14 protein-coding genes are annotated in these 13,280 nt (G+C 63.3%); 10 read left to right on the forward strand and 4 right to left on the reverse strand.

The window, feature by feature from the left end; genetic code table 11:
• Nucleotides 1-28 precede the first annotated feature (28 nt).
• Nucleotides 29-1,030 carry a P1 family peptidase gene (locus tag E5X88_RS04570; RefSeq protein WP_292158965.1) on the reverse strand — a complete coding sequence of 334 codons (1,002 nt, stop codon included), beginning with the start codon at nucleotides 1,028-1,030 and terminating at the stop codon, nucleotides 29-31.
• Complete coding sequence (locus tag E5X88_RS04575) at nucleotides 1,030-2,103, reverse strand: branched-chain amino acid ABC transporter substrate-binding protein (RefSeq protein WP_292158673.1); 1,074 nt, start codon at nucleotides 2,101-2,103, stop codon at nucleotides 1,030-1,032. The genes E5X88_RS04570 and E5X88_RS04575 overlap by 1 nt, the downstream gene beginning before the upstream one ends.
• A gap of 189 nt (nucleotides 2,104-2,292) precedes the next feature.
• Between E5X88_RS04575 and E5X88_RS04580 the strand changes: the two genes are divergently transcribed.
• The 7 genes from E5X88_RS04580 (at nucleotide 2,293) to E5X88_RS04610 (ending at nucleotide 8,743) form a co-directional block, all read left to right on the forward strand.
• Complete coding sequence (locus E5X88_RS04580; RefSeq protein WP_292158675.1) at nucleotides 2,293-2,787, forward strand: flavin reductase; 495 nt, start codon at nucleotides 2,293-2,295, stop codon at nucleotides 2,785-2,787.
• Nucleotides 2,788-2,815: 28 nt separating this feature from the next.
• Entirely contained in the window at nucleotides 2,816-3,745 is a 930-nt protein-coding gene (locus tag E5X88_RS04585) for a MoxR family ATPase (protein ID WP_292158677.1), read from the forward strand.
• Nucleotides 3,746-3,749: 4 nt separating this feature from the next.
• Nucleotides 3,750-5,000: a VWA domain-containing protein gene (locus E5X88_RS04590; RefSeq protein ID WP_292158679.1), complete on the forward strand. Its 1,251-nt coding sequence runs from the start codon at nucleotides 3,750-3,752 to the stop codon at nucleotides 4,998-5,000.
• 28 nt (nucleotides 5,001-5,028) lie between these two features.
• A complete protein-coding gene (locus E5X88_RS04595; protein ID WP_292158681.1) occupies nucleotides 5,029-5,367 on the forward strand; it encodes an XdhC family protein in 339 nt (112 codons plus the stop codon).
• Nucleotides 5,368-5,373: 6 nt separating this feature from the next.
• Complete coding sequence (locus E5X88_RS04600; protein ID WP_292158682.1) at nucleotides 5,374-6,111, forward strand: XdhC family protein; 738 nt, start codon at nucleotides 5,374-5,376, stop codon at nucleotides 6,109-6,111.
• 66 nt (nucleotides 6,112-6,177) lie between these two features.
• Nucleotides 6,178-7,788: a molybdopterin-binding/glycosyltransferase family 2 protein gene (locus tag E5X88_RS04605; protein ID WP_292158684.1), complete on the forward strand. Its 1,611-nt coding sequence runs from the start codon at nucleotides 6,178-6,180 to the stop codon at nucleotides 7,786-7,788.
• Between the two features lie 103 nt (nucleotides 7,789-7,891).
• Nucleotides 7,892-8,743 (forward strand): alpha/beta hydrolase, encoded by an 852-nt coding sequence (locus E5X88_RS04610; RefSeq protein WP_292158967.1) that lies wholly within the window; start codon nucleotides 7,892-7,894, stop codon nucleotides 8,741-8,743.
• Here the strand turns inward: E5X88_RS04610 and E5X88_RS04615 are convergent.
• Entirely contained in the window at nucleotides 8,740-9,789 is a 1,050-nt protein-coding gene (locus tag E5X88_RS04615; RefSeq protein ID WP_292158686.1) for a DUF1176 domain-containing protein, read from the reverse strand. The genes E5X88_RS04610 and E5X88_RS04615 overlap by 4 nt on opposite strands.
• 123 nt (nucleotides 9,790-9,912) lie before the next feature.
• On the opposite strand from E5X88_RS04615, the gene E5X88_RS04620 reads away from it, so the two are divergent.
• Nucleotides 9,913-10,419 (forward strand): DUF1993 family protein, encoded by a 507-nt coding sequence (locus E5X88_RS04620; RefSeq protein WP_292158688.1) that lies wholly within the window; start codon nucleotides 9,913-9,915, stop codon nucleotides 10,417-10,419.
• A gap of 50 nt (nucleotides 10,420-10,469) precedes the next feature.
• Here E5X88_RS04620 and E5X88_RS04625 read toward each other — a convergent pair whose 3' ends face one another.
• Nucleotides 10,470-10,634, reverse strand: coding sequence for a hypothetical protein (locus tag E5X88_RS04625; protein WP_023798224.1), 165 nt, complete (start codon nucleotides 10,632-10,634; stop codon nucleotides 10,470-10,472).
• A 243-nt stretch (nucleotides 10,635-10,877) separates the two neighbouring features.
• On the opposite strand from E5X88_RS04625, the gene E5X88_RS04630 reads away from it, so the two are divergent.
• Both E5X88_RS04630 and E5X88_RS04635 read left to right on the forward strand, forming a co-directional pair.
• Nucleotides 10,878-11,945, forward strand: a complete 1,068-nt coding sequence (locus E5X88_RS04630) for an aldo/keto reductase (protein WP_292158690.1) — start codon at nucleotides 10,878-10,880, stop codon at nucleotides 11,943-11,945.
• A gap of 54 nt (nucleotides 11,946-11,999) precedes the next feature.
• Nucleotides 12,000-13,265: a cysteine desulfurase-like protein gene (locus E5X88_RS04635; RefSeq protein ID WP_292158692.1), complete on the forward strand. Its 1,266-nt coding sequence runs from the start codon at nucleotides 12,000-12,002 to the stop codon at nucleotides 13,263-13,265.
• Nucleotides 13,266-13,280: the final 15 nt, after the last annotated feature.

The following is a 13,280-nucleotide window of genomic DNA, read 5'->3' on the forward strand; positions in this document are numbered from 1 at the left end:
CGGCCCATTTGGGTACGGCGTCGCGCATTCAGCGGGACGACCAGACCGGAAACAGGTCGCCGTCGGCTGGCGTCGCGGCAAAGACGCCACGGCTGATGGCGCGCGCCATGGTGGCGCCGGCCGCTGCGTAGAGGTCGATGGCGTCGTTGGGCGCGAGCTCGATGCCGCTCTTGCCCGTCGCCAGCGCGAAAACCAGATCGCCGTCGGCCGGCGTATGCGTCGGCCAAATGGCGCGCACGAAACCGTCATGTGCCGATACGGCAAGGCGTTTTGCGGCGGCCTTGGTGAGAACGGCATCCGTGGCGATGACGGCGATGGTCGTGTTGCCGCCCACCTGCTTGTCGCGGAACTTCAGCAGGATCCTTCTCGCGTCCTCCGGCATCGGAAAGGGATAGCCAAGCCCGCCGAACTCGTCGCCGATCTCGAAGGGCGCCGCCCAGAAGTGCCTGCTACGGGCAATCGTCACCGAGCCGGTCGGATTGACGGCGGCAAGTGCCCCGATGGTGACGCCGCTGTCGAGCACCGTCGAGGCCGAGCCGAGACCGCCCTTCAGGCCGGAACTCAGCGCACCCGTGCCCGCGCCGACCGTGCCCAGCGGAAAGTCGATGCCGACTGCCTGTGCCGCCTCATAACCAAGCTCACGGTATGGCGGATAACGGCCCCAGTCCTTGTCGCCGCCATTGCGAAGGTCGAACAGGATCGCCGCCGGCACGATCGGCACCCGAAAGCCGCCGACTTCGACGCCGATGCCCCTTTCGCGCAGTGCCGCCTGCACGCCGGAGGCGGCGTCGAGGCCGTAGGCCGAGCCGCCGGAAAGCACCACGGCATGGATCGCCTCGATCGAATTGTGCGGCTCGAGCAGGTCGGTTTCGCGGGTGCCCGGCGCGCCGCCCAGGACCTGGACACCAGCCACCGCCGGTTCGTCGCATAATACGGTCGTCACGCCCGACTTCAGCCCCACATCGGAAGCGTTGCCAACACGCAGGCCGGCGACATCGGTTATGAGATTGCGCGGCCCTGTACGAAACATCATCTGGTCTCCGCCGGTACGAATTGCGCGCCGTTGAAACGGAAGACCCGATAGAGGTTTTCGGTCAAGTCTCCCTTGCCGTCAAAGCGGATCGACCCGATAGCGGTGCTGAAGTCATGCGCGGTGAGCGCATCGGCCAGTGGCTTGCCGGAGGTTTCCGCCAGGTCCGCGGCCGCCTTGGCGATCTCGACCGCCGCGTAGGCCGGCAGCGTGTAGCCGTCCGGCTCGATCTTTTGTGCGGCAAAGCTTTCGAGCACTTTGGGTCCGGCAACATCGGCCCATTCGGGCGGCGCAATCATCAGCGTTCCCGTCGCATAGGGCACGTCGCCGGGTGGAGCGCGCAGCGCTTCGCCACCGGCAAAGGTGATGCCGGCATCGAGCTGGGCCGCGTCGCGGCCCATGATGGCGATGTCGTCGCCATCGCCGCCGGCGAAGACATGCGTGGCGCCGGCTCTCTTCAGCCGCCCGATCAGCCCGATCTGGTTGTCGAGCTGCGGCCGGAACGTGTCGACGAACACTGGTTTCAGCGCCGCCTGTTCGGCCGCTGCCCGAAGCGTCTCTGCGATCTCGCGGCCGTAGATCGTGCCGTCGTCGACGATGGCGAACAGGTCGTTCTGCCATTGGCGGGCGAGGATGGAGGCAACGGCGTTCCGTTCGTCATCGCCGCGCGGCCCGAGACGAAAGACCGGCCAGCCGGTCTTGGCGCGGCGGTCGGTCAGGCTTTCGGTGCGCACGCCGACGGTGATGACCGGTATGTTGGCGTCCTTCAGGATCGGAAGCGCCGCCTCGATCGCCTCGGTGCAGAGGAAGCCGACGACCACGCCGACTTTCGCCGCGGCGAATTCCCTCGCTGCGGCAGCGCCGCCATCGGCCGTGCAGGCGTCGTCGACAGTCTTGATCTCGGCGCCGTTCGCCTCTGCCGCCAGGCCGGCGCCCGCCTCGATCTGCTTGCCGAGGAGAGCCGACGGACCGGACAATGGTGCTGCGACGCCGATCAGCAGCGTTTCAGCGCCCGCATTGCCGGCGAGAGACAGCCAGGCCAGCACCGCTATTGTCGTTGTCCTGGGTAGCATGCGAGCGAAGAAATCCTCCGCGCCGGTCGCGTGTTTGCCGGCACTATTTCCCGCCAAGACCTAAAGGCTGGTTAGCTTCCACGCAACACGCGAAATTCAGGATGCATGTCAACCACTTCGCTTGTGCATGCAATATGCCGCCATATATAACGCGTGGGTTCATCTCGCTTCAAACCATGGAAATCGCCGGTGCTGAAGAAGAACGACATAGGGCCGCAGGCCTATCGCGACGCGATGAGCCATTTTGCCGGCCACGTCCATGTGGTCACCACCGATGGTCCCGCCGGCAGGCGTGGTGCGACTGTTATTGCGGCCTGTTCGGTCTCGGACACGCCGCCGACCGTCCTGGTTTGTCTCAATCGCGAAAATCCCAAGAACGAGCCGTTCGTGAAAAACGGCAAGTTCGCCTTGAACACGCTGGCTTCGCATCAGGAGGCGCTGTCGGTCGGCTTTTCCGGCCTCACCGGCCTGCCGGTCGAGGAACGTTTCGCGTTGGGCGAGTGGGATGTGATCTCGACCGGTGCGCCGACGTTGAAAGACGCGCTCGCCGTATTCGACTGCGAACTGGTCGACACCAAGGATCTGGCTACCCATCGTGTGCTTTTTGGCAAGGTGACAGGCCTGCGCATCGGCGATAATTTGCGGCCGCTGATCTATCACGACCGCGGCTACCACGTTCTGTGATAGGTATGGTTGCACTCACGGAGAGAGAATGATCGAGTTGAAACCGCGCCCTGCGCCGCGGACGATCGACGAGACGCTCGATCTCCTGACCGGCGCGGACTATGTGGCGGACCGGTCGCTGGCGACCGTGCTGTTTTTATCGCTGCGCATGAAGCGGCCGCTGTTCCTCGAGGGCGAGGCCGGCGTTGGCAAGACCGAGATCGCCAAGGTGCTGGCGCAAGCGCTCGGCCGCCGGCTGATCCGCCTGCAATGCTATGAAGGTCTCGATGTCTCGTCCGCCGTCTACGAGTGGAACTACGCCGCGCAGATGATCGAGATCCGCATGGAGGAGGCGGCCGGCAAGGTCGATCGCTCCGATATGGAGCGCAACGTATTCTCCGAAAAATATCTGATCCGCCGCCCGGTGCTCGACGCGCTGACCGGCAAGGCGGGCGCCGCCCCGGTCTTCCTGATCGATGAGCTCGATCGCACCGACGAGGCCTTCGAGGCATTCCTGCTCGAAATCCTGTCGGACTTCCAGGTGACGGTGCCCGAACTCGGCACGATCAAGGCGGAGGAGCCGCCGATCGTCATCATCACCACCAACCGTACACGCGAGATCCACGACGCGCTGAAGCGGCGCTGTCTCTATCACTGGGTCGACTATCCGAATGCCGAGCGCGAACTGGAAATCGTGCGCAGAAAGGTGCCGCAGGCCAACAGCCGGCTGTCGGCCGAGGTGGTTTCGTTCATCCAGAAGCTGCGCCAGATCGAGCTGTTCAAGGTCCCGGGCGTCGCCGAGACCATCGACTGGGCCGGCGCGCTGACCGAACTCGACAAGGTGGCGCTCGATCCGGAAACCGTTTCAGACACGATCGGCGTGCTGTTGAAATACCAGGACGATATTGCCCGCATCGAACAGGGCGAAGGCCGGCGCATCCTCAACGAGGTGAAGGCCGAGCTTTCGGCGGCGGAGTAGGGCGATGACAGCGCCGCGTCCCGAACCGAAAGAGGCGACGCCGGACGGGCGGATCGCCGACAACATCGTCTATTTCGCCCGCACCTTGCGCAAGGCCGGCATGCGGGTCGGGCCAGCTACGGTCAAGGATGCGATCGAGGCGGTGCTGGCTGCCGGCATCGGTTCCCGCGACGATTTCTACTGGACGCTGCATGCCGTGCTGGTGTCGCGGCACGAGGACCATCCCACCTTCGACGAGACTTTTCGGCTGTTCTGGAAATCGCACGAGCTGATCGAAAAGATGCTGGCGATGTTTTCGCCGGTGGCGCCCGATAACAAAGAGAAGCAAAAACCCCGCGCTGCCGAAAACCGCGTCAGCCAGGCGATGTTCGAGGGCCATGAGAGAAACCAGCCGGTACGGGAAGTCCCCGAGATCGAGGTCGACGCGCGCTTCACCTTTTCCGGTAACGAGGTGCTGAGGGGCAAGGACTTTGCCCAGATGAATGCCGCCGAGATGGCCGACGCCAAGAAAGCGATCGCCGAGTTGCGACTGCCCTTCGACATGGTCAGGACGCGGCGCTTCAAATCCGACGCGCATGGCCGCCGCATCGATCCGCGCGCCATGATGCGATCCGCCGCGCGCACTGGCGGCGAGCTCATCCTGCCGAAATTCCGGTCGCCGCGCGAGGTTCATCCGCCGCTGGTCGTGCTTGCCGACATTTCCGGCTCGATGAGCCAGTACACGCGCATCTTCCTGCATTTCCTGCATGCGCTGACGGAAAAGCGCCGGCGCGTGCATGCCTTCGTCTTCGGCACCAGGCTCACCAATCTGACGCGGCAGATGCGCCATCGCGATCCCGATGCGGCACTCGCCGACTGTTCGGCAGCGGTGAAGGACTGGTCGGGCGGCACCCGCATTGGCGACACGCTAGCCGAATTCAACCGGCTATGGTCGCGGCGCGTGTTGGGACAGGGCGCCGTGGTTCTCCTGATCACCGATGGGCTGGAGCGCGACGACGTCGCCGGACTGTCGGAGGAAATGGAGCGCCTGCACAAATCCTGCCGGCGGCTGATCTGGCTGAACCCGCTGCTGCGCTTCGATGGCTTCGAGGCCCGCGCCCGAGGCGTCAAGGCAATGCTACCGCATGTCGACGAATTCCGTTCGGTGCACAATCTCGATGCGCTTGCCGATCTGTGCGCCTCGCTGGACAAGAAGTCGACGCGGTCGGTCGATCCACGCCGGTGGATCGAGGGTGGCGCGAGAGACGCCGCATAGCCATATGTTTTCTCCAGGAGAAACCGTGATGGAAAACAGCATTTATCTGGATGAGGCCCGCGATCCGCTGATCGTCGCGGAAGGCTGGATGCAGGATGGCAAGAACGTCGCGATCGCTACAGTGGTCGAGACCTGGGGCTCGGCGCCGCGTCCGGTCGGCAGCCATCTTGTCATCGACGCGGAAGGCAATTTCCAAGGTTCCGTCTCTGGAGGCTGTGTCGAGGGCGCGGTGGTGGCCGAGGCGGTCGATGTGATCGAAAGCGGCAAAGCGAAGATGCTGGAATTCGGTGTCGCCGATGAAACCGCCTGGCGGGTCGGCCTGTCCTGCGGCGGCCGTATCAAGGTCTATGTCGAGCGGTTGGGTTAATCTCAGATGGATCCTTATGCGCTGAAGACGCTGAACACCGAACGCCGCGCCCGCCGCGCGGCGATCCTGGTCACCGATCTTGGCGATGGCCGCGACCGCATCGTGCGTGAAGGCGATCAGGTCGCCGGCGAATTGGGCGCTGCGATCGCGAAGGCGTTTCGCACCGGCAATTCCGGATCGGTCGAGGCGGAGGGGCGAACCTTCTTTCTCAACGCCTACCTGCCGCAGCCGCGCCTTTTGGTGATCGGCGCCGTCCACATCAGCCAGGCATTGGCGCCGATGGCCAAGATCGCCGGCTATCCCGTGGAGATCGTCGATCCGCGTACGGCCTTCGCAACGTCAGATCGCTTTCCCGATGTCGCGCTGCATGCCGAATGGCCGGAGGATGTGCTTTCGCGCCAGCCGCTCGACAGCTACACGGCGCTGGCCGCCGTTACCCATGATCCGAAGATCGACGACTTCGCACTGAAAGCGGCGCTCGACGCCAACTGCTTCTATGTTGGGGCGCTCGGCAGCCGCAAGACCCATGCGAAGCGCGTCGAGCGCCTGCTGGCATTGGGCGCGACCGCCGACCAGATCGCCCGCATCCACGCGCCGATCGGCCTCGACATCGGCGCGGCCAGCCCGGCCGAGATAGCGGTCGCTGTGCTGGCACAGGCGATCCAGGCATTTCGCTCGCGTGGGCTGGAAGCTACCGCATCGGCCCGAAAATCGGAATCGATTTTGGAGAAGCACGATGCGTAGACCTGAAGTAGTAGAGCGTCCTTTGCGCGTCCAAAAGGACGCGCGGCGCTCTACGGACGCTGCAGCGTGAAATTCGGCTCGATCCCCATCGACGCGGCCGAAGGCGCAGTGCTGGCGCACGCCACAACCGCCGGAGAACGGCGCCTGCGCAAGGCGCACAGGCTGAGTGCCGACGATGTGTCGTTGCTCAAGGCGGCCGGCGTGTCGGAGGTCGTCGCGGCGGTTCTGGCTGCCGATGATCTCGGCGAGGACGCTGCCGCTGAAAAGATCGCCGAAAGCATGATCCATCGCAACATCGAGGCCAAGCCCGCCGCGACCGGCCGGGTCAACCTTCACGCCCAGGCCGCCGGCATATTCACCGTCGATGCGGCGATGATCGACGCCATCAACGCTGTCGATCCGACCATCACCATCGCCACGCTGGCGCAGCACGCGCCGGTCGAAAAAGGCCAGATGGTCGCGACTGTGAAGATCATTCCCTTCGCGGTCGGCTCCGCTCTGGTCGATGCGGTGACAAGGATTTGCGCCGGCGGCGAGATCTTTGCCGTCAATGCCTATCAGCCGGTGCGTGTCGGCGTCATCCAGACGGTCCTGCCAGGCATCAAGCCGAGCATGCTTGACAAGACGCTGCGCGTCACCGAAGCGCGCCTGGCGCGCTCGGGCGGCCGGCTGACGGCAGAGCGCCGCACGCCGCACGAAATTGCGCCTGTAGCTGACGCTGCGGCCGCGCTGGCGCGCGACAACGATATGGTGGTGATCTTCGGCGCCTCGGCGATGAGCGATTTTGGCGACGTCGTCCCGGCGGCGATCGAGAAGGCTGGCGGCACCGTCATCCGTGCCGGCATGCCGGTCGATCCCGGCAATCTGCTGGTGCTCGGCACGCTTGGCGGCAAGCGCGTCATCGGCGCGCCGGGCTGCGCCCGCAGTCCCAAGGAGAACGGCTTCGACTGGGTGCTCGACCGGTTGATCGCCGGTCTCGACGTGACCGCCAAGGACATCGCCGGCATGGGTGTCGGCGGGCTGTTGATGGAAATCCCGACGCGGCCGCAGCCGCGCGAGCCGCTGCCTGCCAGGGCCGAGTTGAAGGTCGATGTCGTGCTGCTGGCCGCCGGCCGCTCCAGCCGCATGGGTGGGCCGAACAAGCTTTTGGCGCTGTTCGACGGCAAGCCGCTGGTCCGCCGCACCGCCGAACGCGCGCTCGGCGCGAAAGCCTCTGATACAATCGTCGTCACCGGCCACCAGCGTGAGCGGGTACGCGCGGCGTTGTCGGGCTTGGATGTGACCTTCGCCGACAATCCGGATTTCGCCGACGGCCTGTCTTCGTCGCTGAAGGCCGGCATCGCGAGGGTTGCCGGCGACGCTGCCGGTGCCATGATCGTGCTTGGCGACATGCCTGGCGTCTCGTCGAACGACCTCGACAGGCTGATCGATGCATTCCGCAAATCCGAGGGCCGATCGGTCGTGCGCGCCTCACATGAGGGAAAGCGTGGCAACCCGGTGCTGCTGCCGCGTTCGCTGTTTGCAGCGATCGCTCATCTCGAAGGTGATACCGGCGCGCGCCATCTGGTCGAGGCCGAGGGGCTCGATGTCGTCGATGTCGAGATCGGCAAGGGTGCGTCCATCGATGTCGACACGCGCGAGGCGCTGGAAGGCGCCGGCGGCCTGCTGCAGGATTGACAAACCGAAGCTGAAAAACGATGCCTTTGGCATGGCTTTCCGCTTCCTTTCACCCCGCTTTACGCATTTACACCAGAGGGGCTCCCGTGCCCTTCTGATTTCAATATTTTTCCTGTTTTCTTGTGCCGCTTACGCCGACGTTCTCACGCTGAAGCCGTTCAAGGATGATCTGTTTGCCTATCCGGCCACGCTCTCATCCCAGGACAACGGCGCCTATACGGTCATCGACTATCGCGAGCTGCGCGATATCAACGCTCGCGACAAAGTGCCTGAGCGCCGCGCGCATGCGCGGTATGTCGACACTGGTGTGCGCAAGGCGCAGCAGGATTTGCTGCTGAAGAGCGACGCTGGCAATATCCGCCACGTCGCCGTCGGCCGCACGCAAGGCGCCGGCATCATCGTGCTCTATTTGCATGGTCAGGGCGGCAGCCGAAAGCAAGGCGTCGACGATTTCACTTTCGGCGGCAATTTCAACCGTATCAAGAACCTGATGGCCGGCAATGGCGGGCTCTATCTGTCGCCGGACTTTTCCGACTTCGGCGATACCGGCGCGGCCCAGATCGCCGCACTGATCGGCCACTATGCCGAACGGTCGCCGGGCGCGAAGATATTCGTTGCCTGCGGCTCGATGGGCGGCGCGCTGTGCTGGAAGCTCTCCGCCCGCAAGGATATGGGCGGCCGCATCGACGGGTTGCTGCTGCTCGGCTCGCTGTGGGATGAGAGTTTCTTCTCGAGCCCGGCTTTCAAGCGGCGTATTCCGGTCTTTTTCGGCCAGGGCAGCAAGGACCCGGTTTTTCCAGTCGAGAAACAGGAAGCTTTCTTCCGTTCGATCCTGGCCAGATCGAAAGCCTACCCGGCCCGCTTCGTCCGTTTCGAGACCGGCACGCACGGCACGCCGATCCGCATGACGGACTGGCGCGGCACGCTCAACTGGATGCTGTCGAAGGCCCCTTAAGGCGCGGTGTTGTAGTCCACCACCGTCTCCGGATTGATCTCGCCGTCATAGGAGGCGTCGACGTCGTACTGTACCAGCGAGAAATTGCCGTTGCGAAACAGATAGGTCCCGGCCGACGAGGCATCGCCGACGCCGCGCCACTTGTTGAGGGACGAGATCGTCTTGGTGGCGTCGTCATATTCGGAATTGATCAACTGGTCGTCGGTCTCGAAGCCGATGACGTTGATCGCCTCGACCTTGCCTTCGCTGTTGTTGTTCTCATAATGAATGTCGAGTTCCGGCGAGGCGAACTGTAGCTGCCGGACGCCCGATACATCGTCGGCGATGTAATAGACGGCACTCTCATTGTAGGCGGCCATCGAACAAAAGAAGCGGAACAGCCGCGTCTCGCGTTCGGGCTCATCGGCCTCGGCGCTCGCATCCTTATAGCGGAGCGAGTAGGCGTCCGGCTCTCCCATGGGATCGCCGCCAGGCATTTCCTTGTCGCATTGTTCGCCATAGGTGGCCGCAAACGCCTTCTTGGCCTGCTCCAGCGCCGCATCCTTCTTCGGCGGCGGCGGGCCGTCACCACAGCTTTCCGGCACGGCGTCCTCGAAATCGGCCTTAGCCGGCCTCAGCGCGCCCTTGTCGATGAAGATCGAGCGGAACGGCGGTTCCTGGATCGAGGCATTGATCTGGCTTAGCGTGTAGCAACCGGCAAAGACATGTTCGGCTCCGTCCTTCGCCGTCGCCCGGATGGCGACGGGAACATTGTAGTAGATGCTGCCGGCCGCGCCGTCTTCGGACACGCCGCCGGTTTTGACTTCGACCTTGTCCGTCCCGTCATAACCCTTGACGAAGGCATCGAAATCCTTCGCCGGCTTGGTGTCGCCGAAATAGTCCCAGGCGCGCGCGAATTCTTGCCGGTTGATAGCGCTGTAGAGCGAGCGAATGACCGCTTCGGCGTCCGACCGGTCATCGATGTAGGGCGCTTCGGCAGCGAGCACTGATTGGCCTGTCACGGCAAGGGAGAAAAAAGCGGTCGCTGCAAAGAAGGCGCTTCTCATCGGGAATCTCCACCTGACGAGGAACTCTATCATACCGATTGCGGCGACGCGGTGACGCTTGAAGAATCGCCTGGGAAGGCGCTACGTCCCGCGGTCGGCGCTCCCGCCGGATAGGAGATTCACGTGACCATATCGATGTACGAAGCGTCCGTGCCGGTGTTTTCGGCCAGGCTGAAGGCGCTTTCCAATGTGCTGGACATCGCCGAGCAGAATGCGCTCGACCGCAAGATCGATCCGCAGGTGTTTTTGACGTCGAGGCTGGCGCCGGACATGTACGCGTTGACCAGGCAGGTGCAGATCGCCACCGACCACGCCAAAGGAGCGCCATCGCGGCTGGCCGGCCGTGAGGTGCCCAAATACGAAGACAACGAGGCGAGCTTCGCCGATCTCCAGGCGCGCATCGCCAAGACCGTCGACCATCTGGCGACATTCTCGGCTACCGATATGGACGGCTCCGATGACAGAATGATCGCGCTGAAGCTTGGCCAGCGCGAATTCTCGATGGCCGGCATGCAGTATCTGCTGCATCTCGCCATGCCCAATTTCTATTTCCACGTGACCACCGCCTACGACATCCTGCGCCACAACGGCGTGCCGCTGAGCAAGGCGATCTTTATGGGATCGCGTTGAAGAATTGGGTAGGAGATATCCCGGTCGAGCCGGGATATCTCACGACCTGACTAGCGTGAGGACATTTCGCGGGCGACGCGCGGGAAGTCGGCTGGTTTGATGCCGATGTCCGCACGGTCGGCATTGCTCATCGAATGAAGCAGCGCCAGAGCCGCGCGATAGCGCAGATGTTCCTGCGGACGCGGACGGGCGAACATTTCAGTGAGGAAACCCATGATTCAAGCCCCTGGTTGGTCCTCCCCGAGCCTCAATATAAGCAAATGATGACAATTGTGCAGTGCAGCATTTGCATGGCAGCCATGCCACATTGATTTTTGACTGCATCGAGCGCCCCCCTGGTTCTGCGTCTCGGAAAGTCGCTGGCCCACTGGCGCGGGGCTTGGAGATGGCCGGCGTCTTCCTGTATGCTGAAGCTTCTCCCCGCGCAGCCGCACAAAATTCCCACCGGAGAAAGTTCCATGCACAAACGCCGCCTCGGTCGGACCGATCTTCTTGTTTCCCAGATTTGCCTGGGATCGATGACATGGGGCCAACAGAATACCGAAGCGGACGGCCATGCCCAGATGGACATGGCCTTTTCACGCGGCGTCAATTTCATCGACACCGCCGAGCTTTACCCGATCCCGCCCAAGGCGGAAACGCAAGGCCGGACCGAGACGATCATCGGCAGCTGGATGAAGGCGAAGCGCAATCGCGATCAAGTGATCCTCGCCTCGAAGGTGGTTGGCCGCACCGCCAATGCATGGTTCCGCGGCGGGCGCCCCTCGAAGCTGGTGCGCGCCGACATCTTCGATGCCGTCGAAAAATCGCTGACCAGGCTCAATTCCGATTACATCGATCTCTATCAGATCCACTGGCCGGAGCGTGCCGTGCCGTGGGGCGCCAACCCGAACCGCGTCGGTGCCGTAGCGCTACGAGCCGATTCCATCGGCGCGCCGGCCGGCGAGACGCCAGTCACCGAGACGCTTGCCGTCTTCGACGAACTGGTGAAGGCAGGCAAGATCCGCTATTTCGGTCTTTCGAACGAGAGCTCCTGGGGCGTCATGCGCTTCATCGCCGAAGCCGACAAGGGCCTCGGTCCGCGTCTGGTGTCGCTGCAGAACGCCTATAATCTCGTTAACCGCAGCTTCGAGGTGAACCTCGCCGAAGTCTGCGAGCGCGAACAGGTTTCGTTTCTCGCCTATTCCCCACTGGCGCAAGGCTATCTGAGCGGCAAGTACGATCATGGCGCGCGGCCGCAGGGCTCGCGTTCTCAGCTTTTCAACCGCGGCCAGCGCTATGAGACGCCGAATGCCGCGGAAGTGCTGCTGGAATACAACGAGCTGGCGCGGTCTTTCGGCATGGAGCCGGCATTGTTCGCCAACGCCTATGTCGCGAGCCGGCCTTTCGTCACCTCGAGCATCATCGGGGCGACGACCATCGCGCAGCTCGAAATGGCGCTGTCTTCCGCCAATGTCGTCTGGACCGAGGATATGCAGAAGGCGGTCGATGCAATCCACCAGCGTGTCGGCAACCCGTGTCCGTGAGCAATACGGCCGGAAGCGAAGTTATAAAATGATTACAAAGGGAAGGGGGCAGAAGTGAATTTTCCGATCGAGGCTGTGCGCGAGAAATTTCCGGCACTGTCGCTGACCGACAAGGGCCGCCGCCGCATCTACCTCGACAACCCTGCCGGCACGCAGGTGCCGCAAGCGGTCGCCGACGCGGTGTCACGCTGCCTGCTGACCACCAACGCCAATCTCGGCGGCTTCTTCGAAACCACGATCGCGGCGCAACAGATCGTCGATGAGACCCATGCGGCGATGGCCGATTTCCTCGGTGCTGTGAGCCCGCAGGAAATCGTCATCGGCGCCAACATGACGACGCTGACCTACCACATGTCGCGCACGCTCGGCCGCACGATGAAACCCGGTGACGAGATCATCCTCACCCGCATGGACCACGAAGGCAATGTGTCGCCATGGCTGCAATTGGCCGAAGACCTGGGCCTCGTCGTGCGCTGGCTGCCGTTCGACCAGCAGAGCTGGCAGATCGAGGAGGCGGCGCTTGCTACGCTGCTCACCGACAGGACGCGGCTTGTGGCCTTGAACTATGCCAGCAATCTGACCGGCTCGATCAATCGGGTAAAAGCGCTGACCCGCACCGCCAGGCAGGCCGGCGCGCTGGTCTATGTCGACGCCGTGCAGTTCGCGCCGCACGGCCTGATCGACGTCAGGGATATCGGCTGCGATTTCCTGATCTGCTCGGCCTATAAATTCTTCGGCCCGCATATGGGCATATTGTGGGGCAGGCTGGATGTCATCGACAGGCTGAAACCGTACAAATGCCGCTGTTCGTCCGACGCTCTGCCGGAACGGTTCGAGCTTGGCACGCCGCAGATCGAACTGATGGCCGGACTGACGGCCGCGATCGATTATTTTGCGGAGTTGGGCGCGGCGGCAGGCGGCGGCGGTTCGCGCCGCACCAGGATCACCAAGGCGTTCGAAAGATCAATCGCTTACGAAAATCCGTTGGCGCAAAGGCTGATCGACGGCCTGTCGGACATTTCAGGCCTGACGATCCACGGCATCACCGATCCGGCGCGTGTCGGGGAGCGCGTGCCGACAGTTTCGTTCACCGTCGACGGCATCGTACCGGAGACGATCGTGCGGCAGATGAATGCGGAAAACATCTTCCTATGGTCAGGCCACAACTACGCCTGGGAGATCGTCCACCAGCTTGGCATTCCGGCCGAGCAAGGCGTCGTGCGCATCGGCATTGCCCACTACAATACCGCTGCCGAGATCGACGAGACGCTGGAGAGTGTGCATCGCGTCACCGCCATGCTACGGCAGGAACGATCCTGACGCGACGAGCCACGA

This window comes from Mesorhizobium sp., assembly GCF_004962245.1.
Taxonomy (GTDB): Bacteria; Pseudomonadota; Alphaproteobacteria; order Rhizobiales; family Rhizobiaceae; genus Mesorhizobium.